This is a genomic window from Microbacterium sp. 77mftsu3.1 (genome assembly GCF_900100525.1).
GTDB lineage: Bacteria > Actinomycetota > Actinomycetes > Actinomycetales > Microbacteriaceae > Microbacterium > Microbacterium aquilitoris.
The window spans coordinates 335,338-352,629 of sequence record NZ_FNCR01000003.1; the positions used below are offsets into that span (position 1 = coordinate 335,338).

The 17,292-nt window shown below is 70.1% G+C and carries 17 protein-coding genes; 7 read left to right on the forward strand and 10 right to left on the reverse strand.

Translation table 11 applies throughout. The features are described from left to right. Positions 1 to 6: 6 nt before the first annotated feature. A complete protein-coding gene (locus BLR68_RS10140; RefSeq protein WP_018186931.1) occupies positions 7 to 1,089 on the reverse strand; it encodes an AAA family ATPase in 1,083 nt (360 codons plus the stop codon). After that, positions 1,082 to 1,687 carry a nicotinamide riboside transporter PnuC gene (gene pnuC, locus BLR68_RS10145; RefSeq protein ID WP_018186930.1) on the reverse strand — a complete coding sequence of 202 codons (606 nt, stop codon included), beginning with the start codon at positions 1,685 to 1,687 and terminating at the stop codon, positions 1,082 to 1,084. The genes BLR68_RS10140 and pnuC overlap by 8 nt, the downstream gene beginning before the upstream one ends. Before the next feature lie 97 nt (positions 1,688 to 1,784). On the opposite strand from pnuC, the gene map reads away from it, so the two are divergent. Beyond that, positions 1,785 to 2,558, forward strand: a complete 774-nt coding sequence (gene map / locus BLR68_RS10150) for a type I methionyl aminopeptidase (RefSeq protein ID WP_018186929.1) — start codon at positions 1,785 to 1,787, stop codon at positions 2,556 to 2,558. A 3-nt stretch (positions 2,559 to 2,561) separates the two neighbouring features. Here the strand turns inward: map and BLR68_RS10155 are convergent, their stop codons facing one another. Beyond that, the gene (locus BLR68_RS10155) at positions 2,562 to 3,587 is read right to left on the reverse strand and encodes a LacI family DNA-binding transcriptional regulator (protein ID WP_018186928.1); all 1,026 of its coding nucleotides are present in this window, start codon (positions 3,585 to 3,587) and stop codon (positions 2,562 to 2,564) included. 164 nt (positions 3,588 to 3,751) lie between these two features. Between BLR68_RS10155 and BLR68_RS10160 the strand changes: the two genes are divergently transcribed. The 5 genes from BLR68_RS10160 to BLR68_RS10180 all read left to right on the forward strand — a co-directional run bounded on the left by BLR68_RS10160 (position 3,752) and on the right by BLR68_RS10180 (position 10,085). After that, positions 3,752 to 5,050: an ABC transporter substrate-binding protein gene (locus BLR68_RS10160; protein ID WP_018186927.1), complete on the forward strand. Its 1,299-nt coding sequence runs from the start codon at positions 3,752 to 3,754 to the stop codon at positions 5,048 to 5,050. A 62-nt stretch (positions 5,051 to 5,112) separates the two neighbouring features. Next, the gene (locus BLR68_RS10165; RefSeq protein WP_026302867.1) at positions 5,113 to 6,018 is read left to right on the forward strand and encodes a carbohydrate ABC transporter permease; all 906 of its coding nucleotides are present in this window, start codon (positions 5,113 to 5,115) and stop codon (positions 6,016 to 6,018) included. A gap of 10 nt (positions 6,019 to 6,028) precedes the next feature. Then, complete coding sequence (locus tag BLR68_RS10170) at positions 6,029 to 6,916, forward strand: carbohydrate ABC transporter permease (RefSeq protein ID WP_026302866.1); 888 nt, start codon at positions 6,029 to 6,031, stop codon at positions 6,914 to 6,916. After that, positions 6,913 to 8,835, forward strand: a complete 1,923-nt coding sequence (locus BLR68_RS10175) for a glycoside hydrolase family 127 protein (protein ID WP_051082791.1) — start codon at positions 6,913 to 6,915, stop codon at positions 8,833 to 8,835. The genes BLR68_RS10170 and BLR68_RS10175 overlap by 4 nt, the downstream gene beginning before the upstream one ends. A gap of 50 nt (positions 8,836 to 8,885) precedes the next feature. Then, complete coding sequence (locus BLR68_RS10180; RefSeq protein WP_018186923.1) at positions 8,886 to 10,085, forward strand: pyridoxal phosphate-dependent aminotransferase; 1,200 nt, start codon at positions 8,886 to 8,888, stop codon at positions 10,083 to 10,085. Between the two features lie 99 nt (positions 10,086 to 10,184). Here BLR68_RS10180 and BLR68_RS10185 read toward each other — a convergent pair whose 3' ends face one another. The 4 genes from BLR68_RS10185 to BLR68_RS10200 are packed head-to-tail and all read right to left on the reverse strand — an operon-like array spanning position 10,185 to position 13,006. After that, entirely contained in the window at positions 10,185 to 11,321 is a 1,137-nt protein-coding gene (locus BLR68_RS10185; protein WP_018186922.1) for a UDP-N-acetylmuramate dehydrogenase, read from the reverse strand. Continuing rightward, positions 11,321 to 11,728 carry a MaoC/PaaZ C-terminal domain-containing protein gene (locus tag BLR68_RS10190; RefSeq protein WP_018186921.1) on the reverse strand — a complete coding sequence of 136 codons (408 nt, stop codon included), beginning with the start codon at positions 11,726 to 11,728 and terminating at the stop codon, positions 11,321 to 11,323. The genes BLR68_RS10185 and BLR68_RS10190 overlap by 1 nt, the downstream gene beginning before the upstream one ends. Beyond that, entirely contained in the window at positions 11,725 to 12,171 is a 447-nt protein-coding gene (locus BLR68_RS10195) for an FAS1-like dehydratase domain-containing protein (RefSeq protein WP_036324300.1), read from the reverse strand. The genes BLR68_RS10190 and BLR68_RS10195 overlap by 4 nt, the downstream gene beginning before the upstream one ends. Positions 12,172 to 12,208: 37 nt before the next feature. Next, positions 12,209 to 13,006, reverse strand: a complete 798-nt coding sequence (locus BLR68_RS10200; RefSeq protein WP_018186919.1) for a sulfite exporter TauE/SafE family protein — start codon at positions 13,004 to 13,006, stop codon at positions 12,209 to 12,211. Positions 13,007 to 13,093: 87 nt separating this feature from the next. On the opposite strand from BLR68_RS10200, the gene BLR68_RS10205 reads away from it, so the two are divergent. Beyond that, positions 13,094 to 14,128, forward strand: a complete 1,035-nt coding sequence (locus BLR68_RS10205; protein WP_018186918.1) for a lactonase family protein — start codon at positions 13,094 to 13,096, stop codon at positions 14,126 to 14,128. A gap of 6 nt (positions 14,129 to 14,134) precedes the next feature. Here the strand turns inward: BLR68_RS10205 and BLR68_RS10210 are convergent, their stop codons facing one another. From BLR68_RS10210 to BLR68_RS10220, 3 genes are all read right to left on the reverse strand, one after another. Then, positions 14,135 to 14,692 (reverse strand): NYN domain-containing protein, encoded by a 558-nt coding sequence (locus tag BLR68_RS10210; protein ID WP_018186917.1) that lies wholly within the window; start codon positions 14,690 to 14,692, stop codon positions 14,135 to 14,137. A gap of 70 nt (positions 14,693 to 14,762) precedes the next feature. Then, the gene (locus tag BLR68_RS10215) at positions 14,763 to 16,490 is read right to left on the reverse strand and encodes an ABC1 kinase family protein (RefSeq protein ID WP_018186916.1); all 1,728 of its coding nucleotides are present in this window, start codon (positions 16,488 to 16,490) and stop codon (positions 14,763 to 14,765) included. 5 nt (positions 16,491 to 16,495) lie between these two features. Beyond that, entirely contained in the window at positions 16,496 to 17,107 is a 612-nt protein-coding gene (locus BLR68_RS10220) for a PadR family transcriptional regulator (protein WP_018186915.1), read from the reverse strand. Positions 17,108 to 17,292 lie beyond the last annotated feature (185 nt).

The following is a 17,292-nucleotide window of genomic DNA, read 5'->3' on the forward strand; positions in this document are numbered from 1 at the left end:
GCCAGCCTAACGGGACGCGTCGCCGGCGGTGCGCCCGCGGAGGGCCTCCTGCTCGGCGAGCGGACGCCCTTCGAGCGGAGCCGCGAACGACGTCGCGCGCGCCGTCGCGTCGCGGACGGCGGGAAGCGCCGCGGCGACCCGCTCGGCGACCGAGCCGCGCACCTCCAGCCACGGCACCGGCTGCTCGGCGAGCACCTCGCGGAAGCGGCGCTGCATCGCGTGGCGGATGTGCTCGCCGTCGCGCATGCCGTCCTGTACGAACGGGATCTCGTCCCCCGTGAGGACGTACAGGGCCGGCCGGTGGCCGTCCGCACGACGACGGATGCCGCGGGCCGGGCGCCCGACGTAGCGCTCATGCCAGAGCGCCGTGGCGAGCACGTCGGTGTCGCAGACGAGCACCGGCGTGGGGACGCGGCGGAGCGCGGCATCCTCCATCGCCATCTGGCGGTCGACGACGAGATCGAACTCGTCGCTCCGCCACGGGGCGTCGAGGCCGCCGTCACGGATCTCGGAGTACTCGCGGCCGTACTCGGGCACCCACGTCGTCCCGAGCTCTTCGGCGAGCGCCGCGGCGAGGGTCGTCGAACCGGTCGACTCGGCACCGAGCACGACGATGCGGGCCGCAAGCGACGCCCGGGCCGCGGGGGCGAGTTCGTGCCAGTGCGCAGCGATGTCGGCGCGGATCGCCGTTCCCGAGATGGGGTTGTGGATGCGCCCCGGGTCGACCTGCACCCAGGTCGCGCCGAGGCGTCGGGCGAGCTCCTCGCCGTAGGCGTCGGACGTGAAGACCGCATCCGCCGGGCTGTCGAGCAGGCCCGCGATCGTCGCGGTGTGCGCCTGCCACGCGGTGTCGGAGGCGAAGTCGACGGGGGTGTCGTCGAGGTGGTCGACGACACGGACGGTCGGGTGCTCCTCGCGGATCCAGGCCGCGCGCTCGGCGAGCGGGATCGATTCGACCGACGCGGCGATGACCTCGACCGTCACCCGTTCGCACTGACGCGCCGCGGAGCGGATGAGGTGGGCGTGCCCGGCGTGCAGGGGGTAGAACTTCCCCACCACGACGCCGTGGCGGAACCGCGTGTCAGACACGCGCGGCCGCGACCTCGCCGGGGGCCGACGTCCGCTCGACGCGCCGCCAGCCCGCGTAGCCGCCGACGCACAGACCGATGAACAGGACGTAGAGGGCCGCGACGATCCACAGGCCGGTCACGATGGACAGCGCGACGAAGGCGATGTCGACCCCGATCCAGACGAACCAGTTCTCGATCCACTTGCGGTTGAGCATGTACTGGGCGACGAGGCTCGCCGCGGTGGTCGCGGCATCCGCCACCGCCACCTGCGAGTCGGTGAAGGTCGCCAGGAACCAGGCGAGCACGGCCGTCCCGCCGATGCCGGCGACCACGAGCCAGGGGACGGCACGGCGCGGCGTGCGGGCGATGTAGCCCTTGTCCTGCTCGACGCCGCGCCCCCAGCGCACCCAGCCGTGGACCCCGAGCACGAGGTAAACGACCTGGAGTGCTGCGGCGGCGTAGAGCCCGGCCGGCACGAAGACGGCGAGGAAGACGATGTTGTTGGCGATGCCGAGGGGGTAGGTCCAGATGTTCCGGCGAGCGGCGAGGAACACGCACGCGGCCCCCGTCGCGAATCCGACGATCTGCATCCATTCGGCCAGGATCCACTCGAGCACACGACGAGCCTAGATGGGCGTCGAGCGGCTCCCGACCACGACGAGGCATGCGGACGTATGATTGTCCGTTGCGCCTGATGACCGAACGGACTGCCTCGTGATCGAAATCCTCACCCCCGACCAGATCGACCGCGCCCGCACGACGGGTGGACTCGTCGGCGACATCCTGCACGGGATCAAGGAGCGCGTGAAGCCGGGGACGAACCTCCTCGAGATCGACGCGTGGGCGAAGGACATGATCCTCGGCGCGGGTGCCGAATCCTGCTACGTCGACTACGCGCCGTCGTTCGGTCGCGGCCCGTTCGGCCACTACATCTGCACGGCCGTGAACGACGCCGTCCTCCACGGTCGGCCGCGCGATCAGCGCGTCGTCGCGGGCGACCTGTTGACCCTCGACCTCGCGATCAAGACGAGCGGCGTGGCCGCGGACGCCGCGATCAGCTTCACCGTCGGGGGCGGCGCCCACGCCGAGAACGACCCGCTCATCACGGCGACCCAGGAGGCCCTGGCCGCCGGCATCGAGGCGGCGCAGCCCGGCGCCCGGATCGGCGACATCTCGGCCGCGATCGGCGACGTCCTCACCGCCGCGGGCTACCCCGTCAACACCGAGTTCGGCGGGCACGGCATCGGTACGACGATGCACCAGGATCCGCACGTGTCGAACATCGGCCGCGGCGGCCGCGGCTACCGCCTGCGTCCGGGCCTCATGCTCGCGATCGAGCCCTGGGTGATGGTCGACACCGACGAGCTGAAGGTCGACGACGACGGCTGGACCCTCCGGAGCGCGACGGGATGCCGCACGGCGCACACCGAGCACACCGTGGCGATCCTCGAGTCCGGCAACGAGATCCTCACGCGACCCACCCGCTGAGCCTCAGCGACGGGGAACCGTCGACCCGCGGATGACCAGGCGGACCGGCAGATGCCGGACACCCTCACCCATCTCCGCTCCATCGATCGCCTCGAACACGCGCTGGGCCGCGCGACGACCGAGTTGCTGCAGGTTGGCGTCGATACTCGTGAGCTCGGGGCGGGAGTTCGTCGCGAGGAGCTCCCAGTTGTCGTATCCGATCACGGCGAGGTCGTCGGGAACGGAGCGTCCGAGATCGCGCGCCGTATCGATGACGCCCCGCGCGATCTGATCGGATGCCGCGAACACCGCGTCGATCTCAGGGTGGCGCCCGAGGAGGGTGGCCGCGGCATCCCGTCCCCAGTGCTCGGACCAATCGCCCGAGAGCGGCTCGCCGACGAATTCGAGCCCGGCGTCGGCGAGCGCTGAGCGGGCGCCGTCGAGCCGTTCGCGTGCGGCGGCGTAGGTCGGGTCGCCCGAGATGTGGGCGATACGGGTCCGCCCGCACGCGAGGAGGTGCTCGACGGCGAGGCGACCGCCTGCGCGATTGTCCGGGGTGAGGGAGAGGTCCCGGTCGTCGTCCGACGGAGCGTACGCGTAGACGACGGGCACCGGGATGTCCTGCCCGAGTGACGGGCGCGGGTCGGTCTGGCGCCCGACGACGATGATGCCGTCGACCCGGCGACTCAGCAGCGCGCGCAGGTGGTGCTGCTCGCGGATCGCGTCGCCGCGCGCATCGCAGAGGAAGACGTTGACCTGACCGGCCCCGAAAGCGTCTTCGGCGCCCATGAGGATCGGCAGCATGAAACGACCGTCGAGGTCGCTCGTGAGCAGGCCGACGGTCCCCGTCCGACCGGCGAGCAGCCCTCTGGCCATGGCGTTCGGGGTGAAGGCGAGGTCCTCGGCGGCCTCCAGCACGCGCCGACGAGTCGCGGGCGCGACGTCGGTGCGACCGTTCATCGCCTTCGACGCGGTCGCGAGCGACACCCCGGCGAGTCGGGCGACGTCGCTGAGCGTCGTGGTGCGGACGCCCGTGTCGTTACTGGCCATGCGATCCCTTTTCGAAATCATTTCGGTGGACGCTCTTGACCCTACTCCCTACCGGCAGTATCGTCCCGAAATGGGTTTCGATATTTTCGGGACCCGACCGAAGCACCTGGTGCCTGCGGCGACCGCCGCGACACTCACTCGACGGAGAGTAAGAGGACATCGCGATGAACACCTTCCCCCGCCGCTCCCGACGGCGGACACTGACGGCCTTGCTCGCAGCCGGAGCACTCATCGGCTCGCTCGCGGCCTGCGCCGGCGGCTCGCCCGGCACCACACCTCCCGCAGACATCCCCGCGGAGGGCGTCGACGATGGATCGACCCTGACCCTGTGGACCCGCGCACCGCTCGAGAAGCAGGCCAAGCTCCTCGTTGAGGCGTACAACGACTCGCACGAGAACCAGGTCGAATTGACGGTCGTCCCGAACGACGACTACGTCGCCAAAGTGGGCGCGGCCGCCGGCTCGAACGGCCTTCCCGACCTGTTCGCCGCCGACATCGTCTATGTCCCGAACTGGGTGGAGCAGGGTCTCTTCCAGGACATCTCCGCGCAGATCGACGGGCTCGACTTCAAGGACCAGATCAACCAGGGCCACCTGAGCGCCGGAACCTCCGACGGCAAGGAGCACGTGCTCCCGTTCGTGCTCGACCTGTCGATGCTCTTCTGGAACAAGGAGCTCTTCACCGAGGCGGGCCTCGACCCTGACAAGGCCCCCGCCGACCTCGAGGAGTTCGCCGCGGCGGCCAAGGCGATCCAGGCCCTCGACAAGCCCGGTGTCTACGGAACCGCGACCGGCCTGAACTGCGGCGGCTGCCTGCTCTTCACCTGGTTCCCCGCGATCTGGGCCGACGGCGAGAAGGTGCTCAGCGAGGACGGTACCGAATCGCTGCTCGCCGGCGACACCGCGAAGGAGATCTACTCCACGTGGAAAGACCTCTGGGACTCGGGCGCGGTCCTTCCGAGTTCGCAGGACGAGACGGGTCCCACCTGGACGGCCGGATTCACCGAAGGCAAGGTCGGGCTCATGTACTACCCGGCCACCCTGCTGTCCTCGACGCCCTTCGACGCCGGAGTCGCTGGCATCGCGGGACCGAACGGCGGCGCCTCGACCTTCGTCGGCGGTGACGGTATCGGCATCTCGAAGGATTCCAAGAAGTCCCCGCAGGCATGGAACTTCCTCAACTGGCTGATGTCCGAGGACGCGCAGGTGGGTGTCCTCGCGAAGAACAAGGACGTCGTCTCGAGGGCTGACCTCGCGTCGAACACGTTCTCCGACGCCGACCCCCGACTCGTCACCATCAACGAGGTCGCCGGCAAGGGCGACACCCCGGTCGCGCTCAACTTCCAGCAGGCGTTCAACGCACCCGGAAGCCCGTGGCTGACCCTCGTCCGAAACGCTGTTCTCGGCGACGGCGACTCGGTCGACGCCGACAACGACGAGATCACCGCGATCCTCCAGCAGTGATCCGAGCGGGGGTCGCCTCGACCGATGCGACCCCCGCTTCCACCCCGGCACGAAAGGTCGACATGGTCGTCACCGCTCCCCTTCCGCGCACCCGACGGCGGTCCCGCCCCCTCGGCGGACCCGCTCAGGGCTGGGGCTTCGCCGCCCCGACGGCGCTGTTCGTCATCTTCCTGTTCGTCATCCCCCTGCTGCTCGTGCTCCAGATGTCGGTCTCCGACTGGCCCCTGCTCGGGGGAAACCGGGGAGTGAACTTCCCCGAGAACTACATCGATGCGGTCGATCACCGCTTGTTCTGGGACTCGATCCGGTTCACCCTGATCTACACCGTGATCACGACGGTCCTCCTCCTCGGCCTCGGCCTCGGACTCGCCCTCATCGTGCAAGAGAGCACACGCTGGAAAGGGTTCCTGCGGACGGCGTTCCTGGTACCGAGCGCCCTCGGTCTCGCCTCCGCGTCGCTGCTCTTCTACGTGCTCTACTCGCCGATCGCGGGCCCCTTCGCCGACCTGATGGATGCCTGGGGCATCACCTTCCTCGGCACCCCCGAGGGCGCACTGTGGTCGACGGTGTTCCTCATCGTGTGGCGCTACGCCGGCTTCTACATGCTGCTGATGCTCGTGGGGCTGCAGGGCATCCCGGACGAGGTGTACGAGGCGGCGCGCATCGACGGCGCGTCACGATGGCAGACGTTCCGCGACGTCACCGTTCCGCTGCTGCGCCCCACCTTCGCACTCACCACCGTGATGTGCGTCACCGGCTCGTTGCTGGCGTTCGAGCAGTTCTACATCCTCACCAAGGGTGGCCCGGACAACAGCACCGTCACCATCGTGCAGCTCATCTACAGCGTCGCGTTCCAAGGGCAGAACAGCCTCGGTGTCGCCGGAGCCCTCTCGGTGATCGTGCTGCTCACCCTCGTCGTCATCAACATCTTCCAGTTGCGCGCGTTCCGCCGCCCCGACGAAAGCTGAAGCGATGGCCATGACCGCCACCCGCACCCTGATCGCCCCCGGCTCCGCCCCGACGCCGCCCCGACGCCGCCGGTCCCGTGCGCGACGGGCGGTGCTCGGCATCCCGTCCGCCGTCTTCACGACGGCCCTCGCGATCATCTTCCTGTACCCGCTCATCTGGACGGCGATCTCGTCCGTCGGCCCGCGGGCCGGCACCAGCCAGACCGACGGATGGGGCTTCGGCAACTACCTCGCTCTCGCCGACTATCAAGCCGGCGTCTGGGTGTACCTCGGCAACTCGCTCTTCGTCTCACTGCTGACCGTGACCCTGACACTGCTGCTCTCGCTGACGGGCGGCTACGCGTTCGCGCGTTTCGACTTCCCCGGGAAGAACGTCCTGTTCCTGCTCGTCCTGGCGATCCTGATGGTGCCCTACGCGACCCTCCTGATCCCGCTCTACGTTCTGCTGAACGCCGTCGGGCTGCAGAACTCGCTCGTCGGCGTGGCGCTGGTCATCACCATGTTCCAGTTGCCGTTCTCGATGTTCATGATGCGGGTCTCCTTCGAGTCGGTCCCCCGCGAGTTCGACGAGGCCGCCATGGTCGACGGATGCACACCGCTGAGTGCCCTGTGGCGGGTCCTCATCCCCGCGGTCAAGCCGGGTCTCATCACGGTCGGCCTGTTCGCGTTCCTGACGGCGTGGAACGACTTCTTCGCCCCGCTCATCCTCATCAACGACTCCGCCCGGATGACCCTCCCCCTGGCCGTCGCGAACCTCCGCGGTCAGGCCCAGGGAGTCGTCGACTACGGCGCTACCGAGGCCGGGGTCGTCGTGCTGGCACTGCCCTGCATCCTGCTCTTCCTGATCCTGCAACGCCACTACGTCCGCGGCTTCATGTCCGGCGCCTTCAAGGGATGACCATGACTCCTCTGTTCCCGCACACTGCGATCACTCCGCCCGTCGCGCCTGCCAGCCCCAGTCGTGGGCGTGTGCGCCCGCTGGGCCTGTCCGAGGTCACCGTGACGGGGGGGCTGTGGGCCGAGCGTCAGCGGCTCAACGCCACCGAGACCCTCCCCCACATCCATGCACGGCTGGAGTCCGAGGGCTGGCTCGGCAACTTCGATCTCGCCGCGCGCGGCGGGCTCCCCGAGGGGCGTCGTGGGCGGGAGTTCTCGGACTCCGAGGTCTACAAGTACCTCGAGGCCCTCGCCTGGGAGGTGGGACGACGCCCCGACGCGGCCGCCGAACAGACCTTCCGCGACGTCGTCGCGAGGGTCGCGGCGGCGCAAGAGCCGGACGGGTACCTGAACACCATGTTCGGGCGCGCGGGCCAGGCACCCCGGTGGTCCGAACTCGAGTGGGGACACGAACTGTACTGCCTGGGTCACCTCTTCCAGGCCGCCGTCGCCCGGCACCGCACGCGACCGGACGCCGACGACGGCCTGGTGGCGGTCGCGCGGCGGGCAGCCGACCTCGTCTGCCGGGTGTTCGGACCCGGCGGGATCGAGCGGGTCTGCGGCCACGCCGAGATCGAGACCGGGCTCGCCGAACTCGGGCGCGCCCTCCGCGAGCCGCATTACCTCGCGCAATCGGCGCTGTTCATCGAGCGACGCGGGCACGGCACGCTCGCCGACATCGAGTGGGGGCGCGCGTACTTCCAGGACGATGTGCCGGTCCGCGAGGCGCACTCGCTGCGCGGCCACGCGGTTCGCGCGAACTACCTCGCCGCCGGTGCCGTCGACGTCGCCGTCGAGCAGGGCGACGACGAGCTGCTGGATGCCGTCCGTCGCCAGACCTCGCACGCCGTCGCGCGGCGCACCTACCTGACCGGTGGCCAGGGCTCGCATCATCAGGACGAAGCTTTCGGCGAGGACTGGGAACTGCCGGCAGACCGCGCGTACTCCGAAACGTGTGCGGGCGTCTCCTCCGTGATGCTGTCGTGGCGGCTGCTGCTCGCCGACGGCGACCCTGCGCACGCCGACCTCATCGAGCGCACGCTCTTCAACGTCGTCGCCACCGCGGTCGGGTCGGACGGGCGCTCGTTCTTCTATGCCAACACGCTCCACCAGCGCACCCCCGGCGAACCCGTCGATCCCGAGACGACGTCGCCGCGCGCCTCGTCATCGGTGCGTGCGCCGTGGTTCGAGGTCTCGTGCTGTCCGCCGAATCTGGCACGCACGATCGCCGCGCTGGGCGCCTACGTCGCCACGGCGGACGATCGCGGCATCCAGGTCCACCAATACGCCGATGCCGAGATCCGCACCACCGCGCCGTTCGGAGACGTCATCGCCTTCCACGTCGAGACGGCGTACCCGGACGACGGACTCATCCGGGTGCGCATCACCGAGTCGCCGGAGGACCCGTGGACCTTGAGTCTCCGGGTGCCGTCTTGGGCCGACTCTGCGACCCTGACCGACGGACGAGACGTGCAGACGCTCGCCCCGGGCATGGCGACGGTGCATCGTGTCTTCCGTGCCGGTGATGTGATCGAGCTGCGTCTGCCCTTGGAGGCCAGGGTGACGCATCCGCATCCGCTCATCGACGCGGTGCGCGGGAGTGTCGCGATAGAGCGCGGTCCGGTCGTCTACGCGCTCGAATCGACCGACCTCGGCGCTTCCGTCGACCGGGCCGTCGTCGATCGAGGGGCGCGTCCGGTCGAACGCGATGGCGAGGTCTGGCTGCCCATCGGGATCCGTGACGACGACGCCCGTACGTGGCCGTATGGCCCGGCCGATCTCTCCGCCGCAGCGGCGCGCGAGGTCAGGCTCGTGCCATATCGCGACTGGGGAGACCGGGGACCGTCGACGATGCGCGTGTGGCTCCCGACGACGCTGTAACAGGGGCCGACGCGCTGTGCGTGCCCACCCCGCGACGCTACGCTCGGAGGGTGACCGAACGCGCCCCGCTCTCCCGCAAATTGACCGCCATCGCCGAGTCCGCGACCCTCAAGGTCGATGCCAAGGCCAAGGCCCTGCAGGCCGCCGGTCGCCCGGTGATCTCGTACGCGGCCGGAGAACCCGACTTCGCGACGCCGCAGTTCGTCGTGGATGCCGCGGCCGAGGCCCTGCGCGACCCCGCCAACTTCCGCTACACGCCCGCCGCCGGCCTCCCGGTGCTCCGTGAGGCGATCGCGGCGAAGACCTTCCGCGACTCCGGGCTCGAGGTCGCGCCGTCGCAGGTCATCGTCACCAACGGCGGCAAGCAGTCCGTCTACCAGGCCTTCCAGGCGGTCGTGAACCCCGGCGACGAGGTCCTCCTCCCCGCGCCCTACTGGACCACCTACCCCGAGGCGATCGCCCTCGCCGACGGCGTGCCCGTCGAGGTGTTCGCCGGCGCCGACCAGGAGTACAAGGTCACCGTCGACCAGCTCGAGGCCGCTCGCACCGACAAGACCACGGTGCTCGTGTTCGTCTCGCCGTCGAACCCGACCGGCGCGGTCTACACCCCCGACGAGACGAAGGCCATCGGCGAGTGGGCCCTCGCCCACGGCATCTGGGTGATCAGCGACGAGATCTACCAGAACCTCGTCTACGAGGGCGCGCGGGCCCAGTCGATCGTCGAGGCCGTGCCGGAGCTCGCCGGCCAGACGATCCTCGTCAACGGCGTCGCGAAGACGTACGCCATGACCGGCTGGCGCGTGGGCTGGATGGTCGGCCCCGCCGACGCCATCAAGGTCGCCGGCAACCTGCAGTCGCACCTGTCCTCCAACGTCAACAACATCGCGCAGCGCGCGGCCCTCGCCGCCCTCACCGGGCCGCAGGACGAGGCCGAGAAGATGCGACAGGCGTTCGACCGTCGTCGCGGGCTGATCGTCGCCGAACTCGCGAAGATCCCGGGTGTCACCGTCCCGAACCCGCTCGGTGCCTTCTACGTCTACCCCGACGTGACGGGCCTGCTCGGGCGCGAATGGGACGGCGTCCGCATCGAGACCTCCCTCGAGCTGGCCGATTTCATCCTCGAGCGCGCCGAGGTCGCGGTCGTCCCGGGCGAGGCGTTCGGCCCGTCGGGCTACCTGCGATTGTCGTACGCGCTCGGCGAGGACCAGCTGCTCGAGGGCGTCCAGCGCCTTCAGCGCCTCTTCGCTTGACGCGCCGGACCCCGGCGACGATCGCCGAGGTCCCCTTCCGGCCGGGAATGAGCGTGCTGTTCCCGGCCGGATCGGGACCTCGGCGTCGAACGCCCCGGGTCAGAGCTCGACGTCGAAGAGCACCGGCTCGGGCTGCAGGAGCACGCCGAACTCGGACTGGACGCGCTGCTGGATGAGCCGAGCGAGGGCGGCGACCTCTTCGGCCGTCGCACGTCCCCGGTTCGTGAGCGCGAGGGCGTGCTTGGTCGACAGCGATGCCTGCGACCCGGGCAGGCGGAAGCCCTTGCGCATCCCCGCGTGCTCGATGAGCCATGCGGCGCTGATCTTGACGGGCGCGGGTCCGCCGGCGCGCGGCGGGATGAACCCGTCGAACCGGTCGAGCGGGATGACGCGATCCGCCTCGAGGGCGGGCGCCATCGACCACCGCGGCGCCTCCGCGGGGAGGGTCGCGGCGAACTGCGCCGACACGACCGGGTTCTGGAAGAACGACCCGGCACTCCACGTGTCGTGGTCGTCCTCGTCGAGCACCATGCCCTTGCGTCCGCGGATCTCGAGGACGGTCTCGCGGATCCACGCGAGGGTGACCTCGGCATCCGCGTCGAGTCCCAGCGCCGACCGCAGCTGCGCACCGCGGACGGGCACCGCGCCGTGGCCGACCTGGGCGAGTTCGAGGGTCACCGACAGGATGACGGCCGAACGCTCCGGCACCGACCCGTAGTGCTTCTTCAGCACCGAGGTGCGCAGACCGAGACCGAGATCGGATGCCGGGACCACCGACACCTCCCCGGTCGCCTCGTCGATGAGCTCGACCTCGACCAGCGTCTCGACGATCTCCTGACCGTACGCACCGACGTTCTGAATGGGCGCGGCGCCCGTCGTGCCGGGGATCCCGGCCATCGCCTCGATGCCGCTGAGCCCAGCCGCGACCGTCTGCGCGACGAGGTCGTCCCACGAGTGACCCGCCTGCACCTTGAGGCGCACGTGACCGGGGTTCGGCGAGGGCAGCCGCTCGATGCCCGACGAGCGGACGAGGATCACGGTGCCTTCGAACTCCTCATCGGAGAAGAGCAGGTTCGATCCGCCGCCGAGGACCAGCCACGGCTCCCCCGCCGCCCAGACCTCGCGGAGGGTGTCGGCGAGTTCGTCGGCCGTCGTCGCCTCGACCATCCGCTGCGGAGACCCGCCGACCCGGAGAGTCGTGAGCTGAGAGAGCGGGACGGGCGTGATCTCGGGCATCAGGATGCCGCGCGGACGCGCACCTGCGCCTTGCCGAGGACGGTCGTGCCGTCGTGGCTGACCGTCAGATCGATACGCACGGCATCGTCGTCGACCGCGCCGACCTTCGCGACGACCGTAACGTCCGCGCCGGCCTCGGTGTCCACGAGGACGGGGCGCGTGAAGCGCACGCCGTACTCGAGGATGCGACCGGAGTCGCCGAGCCACTCGACGATCGTCTCGACGGCGAGGCCCATCGTCAGCATGCCGTGGGCGAGGACGCCGGGCAGGCCGACGCGCTCGGCAACGGCGTCGTTGTAGTGGATGGGGTTGAAGTCGCCCGACGCTCCCGCGTACCGGACGAGCGACGCGCGCGTCAGGTGGACGGTGCGCTCGGCGACGACCGCGCCGACCTCGAGGGGGATCATTCGTCTCCTCCCACCAGCAGGACGGACGTCGCCGTGACGACGTGGTCGCCACCGGCATCCGTGATCTCGGCTTCGCTCGTCACCATCGCACCCTTGCCGAATGCACGGATGCCGGTGACCGTGAGGCGCCCGGTCAGCTCGTCGCCCGCGACGATGGGTCGCGTGTAGCGGAAGCGCTGCTCGGCGTGGACGACGCGCTCGAGCACGATGCCCGAGTCGGGCTCGCCCAGCAGCTGCTGCAGCGTGATGTCCTGGATCACCATCGCGAAGGTGGGCGGCGCGACGACGTCGGCGTAGCCGAGGGCCTGAGCCGCGGCGGGGTCGTCGTGCTGCGGGTCGGTCGCGAAGACGGCACGGGCGAACTCGCGCACCTTCTCGCGTCCGACGAGGTACGGGGTGGTCGGCGGGAAGGCTCGACCGAGCAACTCGGGATTCACAGGCACCGGACGATCCTACCGTCCGGGCCTCCCGCGGGTCCGGTCAGCGGGCGCGGTGGGCGCGGATCGCTTTGATCCCGAGCTGCACCGCGATGAAGGTGAGGTACACCGCGAAGAGGACGTTCGCCGTGAAGGGATCGACGAGGGTCGCGAGCCAGGCGCCGAGGGCCGTGGTCGTGCACGCCGCGACGCCGATGACCGCCGCCGCGACGAGGTCGACGTTGTGGCGACGCAGGTTGCCGATCGTCCCCGAGATGGCGGTGGGGATCATCATCAGCAGCGAGGTGCCCTTGGCGACGAGGTCGCTCGTCCCGAAGAGGAACATGAGCGCCGGCACGACGATGACGCCGCCGCCCACCCCGAGGAGCCCCGCCATGATCCCGGTGAAGACGCCGAGCACGGCGAATCCGATGCCGGTGCCCCACGTCAGGGGGACCTCCGCATCACGCGACGGCACCACGATGAACAGCATCACGATCACGACGACGAGGAAGGCGATGAACCCCCACCGGATCGCGTTCTGCGGCAGCCGCGCGAGCAGCCAGGTGCCGACCTGCGCACCGATGACGGCGGCCGCGGCGAGGATGAGCGCGGGGATCCACGCCACCGCGCCGACAGCGGCGTACGAGATGACGCCGACGGCGGCGGTCGGGACGATGGCGGCGAGCGACGTGCCCGCGGCGCGGCGCTGGTCGAAAACGAGGAGCGTCAGAAGGAGCGGGACGATGACCGTGCCGCCGCCGACTCCGAACATGCCCGACATGAGCCCGGCGAGCAGACCGATGCCGAGGGCGCTCAGGTAGTAGCGCGGGGTGCGGTCGATGGTCGGGAGCGCGGTCACGAGGGCAGATCCGACACGAAACGCATGCCTCGACCCTACTCCCGGGGACCGCAGCGGCCGCTCCGGTCAGCGGCATACGATCGGATCATGTCCTCTTCGCTCGTCCTCGTGGCCAATGCCGGTGACTCCTCGATCAGCACGTTCCGCGTGACGGATGCCGGGCTCGAACGCCTCGCCGTCACTGCGGGCACCACCGGCTGCTCGAACTTCGCCGTCGACGTCGACCGTGGCCTCGTGTACGCATCGGTGAAGGCCGACGACGACAACCCGGGCGCCGGCATCCTGACCCTCGCGCTGGATCGCGAGACCGGCGCGCTCACCCCGCTCTCGCGGGTCGCGCTGCCCGGTGGCGCGATGAACTACCTCTCGCTGACGCGGCAGGGTTCCGTGCTGCTCGGCGCGGCCTACTCGGGCGGGTACGGCATCGTATGCGCGGTCGGCGACGACGGCGTCGTCTCCGCACCGACCGCCGAGGTGCGGTTCCCGCGGCTGCATTCGGTGCTCGCGAGCGGCGACGGGCGCCACGCCTACTTCGTCTCGCTCGAGACCGACCTCATCGCCCAGTACGCACTGGGCGACGACCTCTCCCTCTCCCCGCTCGACCCGGCGACCGCGGACGCCCCCGCAGGGAGTGGACCGCGGCACCTCGCGTTCAGCGACGACGAGAGGACCGTCTACGTCCTCACCGAGTTCACCGGCGAGGTGCTGCGTTTCCGCCGCGACCCGGTGAGCGGCATCCTCGACTTCGTCGACGCGACCCCGGCCCACGACCCGTCCGAGAAGCTCCGCCACAGCGTCATCGACGAGGACCCGCGCGAGAACCACTACGTCTGGGGCGCCGACATCCACCTCACCGACGGCGTCGTGTGGGCGTCGGAGCGCACGGCGAGCACCCTCGCGGCGCTGCGCATCGACGCCGACGGCTCGCTCAGCGCGCCGACCGGCTTCGCGGCGACCGAGGAGCAGCCGCGCGGGTTCGCCGTGAGCGACGACCGCGCGCTGCTCGTCGCGGCGGGCGAGCGGTCGACGACAGTCTCGCTGTACCGCGTCGACGGCGCCGACCTGCACCTGCAGGGGCGGTACGAGACCGGCCGCGGCGCGAACTGGGTGCGGTTCGCCTGACCCCGCTCAGCGCAGGAACTGCTCCGGGTCGAACTCGTCGATCGGGATGATCCGCACGCGCGGCAACTGCGCGTCGAACGCGCCGGCGTCGTATTCGAGATCGAAGAAGCGGATGCCGGGGATCTGAGCGAAGCCGGCGTTGCGGAACTCCTCGAATGCCAGCACGCCGATGCGTCGCGACCCGTCGGCGAGGACGCCGAGGTCGTCGACGAAGTCGCCGTCGTGACTGACGAGTACCACGTCGTCACCGTGCTGCTGCAGTGCCTGGAGCGTCCGCTGGATGGCGAGGTCGACGACCTTCTCGTCGGGGTCGCCCGACAGCGGCACGGGCTGGTAGCCGAGCGCGAGGAGGGCCTGCACGAACGACATCGGCAGGTTCGTCGAGGCATTCAGGAAGAAGAGGCCGCGCGCGTCCTGGTTCCATTGGTCGGCGACGAAGGTGAGGATGCGGTCCCACCGGGGCCGCTCGTCGGGCTGGGGGCGCCGCCCCAGGATCGATCCGCCGAGGGTCGCGTCGATGTTCTCGCCGTCGACGAGAATCCAGGTCCTCCGGTTGTCGGCCATGCCGCCTCCTCCACGCGCACCGTCAGAGCTGTGCCGGTGCGCCCGACTCATCCTAGGCGGCGGCCGCGCGTCACCCGCGGCGGCCGAAGACGCCCGCCAGGAGCGCGTGGGCGAGAGGCAGGAGCGAACCGGTCATCAGGACGCCGCCGAGAACCGGGTCGTCGGGACGCAGTGTCGCCCCACCGACCAGGAGGGCGGCGAACAGCAGTCCCGACAGCGTGCGACGGCCCAGCTGCTCCAGCCGCGCGACGCGGCGTTCCAGTGCCGGGTCGGGGAACGAGATCCGCCGGTCCTCCACACGCGTGATGAGCTCATCCACGCGCCCCGGCAGCCGCGACGCGGTCGTGATGCTCGAGACGGCACGCCGCAGGACGTCGCCGACGGCGTTACGTCCTTCCTCGCGGACGAGACGTGAGGCGTACGGTTCGACCGCATCCCAGAGGTTGAAGGTCGGATCCAGCGCGCTGCAGACACCCGAGGTCAGCGACATCGCGCGAACGATGAGGAGGAAGTTCTCCGGCAGCTGGAACGGGAGTGCCCGCACGACGTCCTGGAACTCGATCGCGAACGCGCGGAACTCCCGCGGGTCCACCTCGCGGAGTTCGGCGAACCCCATGCCGCCGAAGCGGGCGAAGAGCTGCGTCATCGCTCGTTCGAGCTCGGTCGTGTCCGCGCTCGGCAGCAGGACGCCCACGTCGCGGATGCTCTGCACGAGCGCGACGCCGTCGCGGGCGGCGACGGCGATCATGAGGCGCCGCAATCCGTTCCGCAGACCCGGCGGGACCTCGCCCATCATGCCGAAGTCGATGAAGGTGAGCCGCCACGACGGGGCGTCGGCACCGGCGGCATCCGTCCCCGTGAGGGGTGTGACGAAGATGTTCCCCGGATGCGGGTCGGCGTGGAAGAACCCGTGGGTGAACACCTGGTCGAACATGACCGACGCGAACACCTTCGCGACCTCGGCGGGATCGATCCCGGCGGCACGCAACGCGTCGTGGTCGGTGATTTTGATCGCCGTGACGTCCTCGAGCGTGAGCGCGCGACGGGACGTGCGCTCCCAGACGACCGCGGGGACGCCCACGCGGGGATCACCGGCGAAGTCCGCCGCGAACCGCTCGCCGTTGGCCGCCTCCTGCAGGTAGTCGATCTCCTCGAGACTCGTCTCGGCGAACTCCTCGACGAGCTGGGGGGCGTCGACGCGGTCCGACACGATGCGGACGTGGCTGAGCCACCGGCCCACGCGACGCAGCGCCGCGAGATCGGTGTCGACGATCCGCTGGATCCCGGGGCGCTGCACTTTCAGGATGACGGCGTCGAGCCCGGTGAGGGCGGCATCCTCCTCCGACAGCCGGGCCCGATGGGCCTGACCGAGGGATGCCGCGGCCACTGGCACGCTCTCCACGGCGACGAACGCGCGGTCGAGCGGCACGCCGAGCTGCCCTTCGGCCTCGGCACGGATCTCGGGGAACGGGACGGCAGGGACTTCGTCCTGCAGTCCTTCCAGTTCCTTCGTGATCTCGGGAGGGAGGACGTCCAGGCGCGACGACATGAACTGGCCCACCTTGATCATCAGGCCACCGAGGTCGATCGCGAGACCGTGGAATCGGCGGGCGATGCGCTGCATACGCGCCGATCGCCCCCGCACACCGATCCAGCCGAGGCCGATGCGCGGCAGGAAGAGCTCGAACCACCATGTGACGGCAAGTGCCCTCGCCGCGAAACGGAGGATCCGTCGATAGCGCGCCCGCGCGTCGCGGTCGTCGGGAAGGTTCTCGCCTTCCCGACGCCGTGCTGCCACGCGGATCAGCCCTGCGCGAGCAGAGCGTAGAGCCGACGGCGAGCCTCTTCGAGGATCTCCACGGCCTCCGCCACCTGCTCGGGGGACCCGGATCGCGCCACCTGCGCGGCGGCCTGCGCCAATTCGACGCCCGCCTTCGGCAGCGCCGTCGCGCGCGGGTGGTGCTCCTTCGTCGGGCCAGCGGTCTCCCAGGGCGCCGAGCCGGCCGCCTCGTCAGCGACCATCCGACCCGCGTCGGTGAGCGAGTACGTCTTCCGCCCGCCCGCCTCTTCGGCGACGATGAGCCCCTCGTCCGCGAGGAGCTGCAGCGTCGGGTAGACCGACCCCGCACTGGGCTTCCACGATCCGCCGCTTCGCGAATCGATCTCCTGAATGATCTGGTACCCGTGCATGGGCTTCTCGGAGAGGAGCGCGAGCACCGCGGTCCGGACGTCCCCGCGGCTCATACGGGAGGGGCCGGGACGCTGATCGAACGACGTGCGGAACTGTTCGAACGCCTCCATGAGCCCGGCACCGAGGTTGCCGAGATCCATGCCCTGGGGGCCGGATCCGAACCCGCGGCCGCTGCCGCCGAAGCCGCTGGACCCGAAGCCCTGCGAACCGAATGGACTGTTCATGATGTCTCCTTCACGTGGTGACCGATACACAACGATATATCGCTTGGAAGGGTCCGCGGCGGACCTCAGGAAGTTGCCAGGCTCCGTGATCAGGACTTTTGTGAGCGGGTGACCGATCGAGGACATCCAGGTAACGTTCGGGTAACGCTCAGGTACGTCGGCCAGAGTGGGCGACTCGTGCCCGC

Coding starts and splice junctions, on each gene's coding strand:
- BLR68_RS10155 (WP_018186928.1), bottom strand. CDS start 3,587: ATGGCCAGTAACGACACGGGCGTCCGCACCACGACGCTCAGCGACGTC.
- BLR68_RS10160 (WP_018186927.1), top strand. CDS start 3,752: ATGAACACCTTCCCCCGCCGCTCCCGACGGCGGACACTGACGGCCTTG.
- BLR68_RS10165 (WP_026302867.1), top strand. CDS start 5,113: ATGGTCGTCACCGCTCCCCTTCCGCGCACCCGACGGCGGTCCCGCCCC.
- BLR68_RS10170 (WP_026302866.1), top strand. CDS start 6,029: ATGACCGCCACCCGCACCCTGATCGCCCCCGGCTCCGCCCCGACGCCG.
- BLR68_RS10175 (WP_051082791.1), top strand. CDS start 6,913: ATGACCATGACTCCTCTGTTCCCGCACACTGCGATCACTCCGCCCGTC.
- BLR68_RS10185 (WP_018186922.1), bottom strand. CDS start 11,321: ATGCCCGAGATCACGCCCGTCCCGCTCTCTCAGCTCACGACTCTCCGG.
- BLR68_RS10190 (WP_018186921.1), bottom strand. CDS start 11,728: ATGATCCCCCTCGAGGTCGGCGCGGTCGTCGCCGAGCGCACCGTCCAC.
- BLR68_RS10205 (WP_018186918.1), top strand. CDS start 13,094: ATGTCCTCTTCGCTCGTCCTCGTGGCCAATGCCGGTGACTCCTCGATC.
- BLR68_RS10210 (WP_018186917.1), bottom strand. CDS start 14,692: ATGGCCGACAACCGGAGGACCTGGATTCTCGTCGACGGCGAGAACATC.
- BLR68_RS10220 (WP_018186915.1), bottom strand. CDS start 17,107: ATGAACAGTCCATTCGGTTCGCAGGGCTTCGGGTCCAGCGGCTTCGGC.